The sequence below is a fragment of the Mesorhizobium sp. M7A.F.Ca.CA.004.06.1.1 genome (genome assembly GCF_003999135.1).
In the GTDB taxonomy this organism is placed as follows: domain Bacteria; phylum Pseudomonadota; class Alphaproteobacteria; order Rhizobiales; family Rhizobiaceae; genus Mesorhizobium.
Genome location: NZ_RZPQ01001400.1, coordinates 1 through 535, shown reverse-complemented (window position 1 = coordinate 535; position 535 = coordinate 1). Strand labels below are relative to the sequence as shown.

1 pseudogene is annotated in these 535 nt (G+C 65.0%); it reads left to right on the top strand.

Features of this window, described 5'->3' with window-relative positions:
- Positions 1-42 precede the first annotated feature (42 nt).
- Positions 43-535: pseudogene (locus EN906_RS36590) on the top strand (RimK family alpha-L-glutamate ligase); the annotation flags it as partial.

Sequence of the window (535 nt, the reverse complement as noted above, 5' to 3'; positions counted from 1 at the left end):
GAATCGCTCACGCCTCTTAGGTTCCCGCACCCGAGGCGCCGCATGATCCCTCGCATCCTGATCGTCAGCGACAAAGTGGACACTGGTTCGAACGGCCTGGCGGCAGGACTTGGTCGGAGAGGCGCCGCCGTTGCAGCCGTGCCGCTGGCAGCGATCGCATTCGACACCAGCAGCCCGAGCGGACTTTCGATCCCCGGCTTCGGCGGCACGCTGCCCGACGCCGTGCTCGTTCGTTCCATCGCCGCCGGATCGTTCGAAGCGATTACCCGGCGCCTCGGCATGCTGCACGCGTTAAGCAGACTGTCGGTTCCCGTGTGGAATTCCGCGCAGGCGATCGAGCGCTGCGTCGACAAGTCGATGACGACATTCCTCTTGAAAAATGCCGGCCTGCCTACGCCACGCACCTTTGCCGTGGAAGGACTTGCCGTCGCCGAGGAGATCGCGGCGCAAGAGCTTCCGCGGGGACCGCTGGTGCTGAAACCCTTGTTCGGAGCGCAAGGCCGCGGGATAAAGCTGATCCGCACGCTGTCGGACC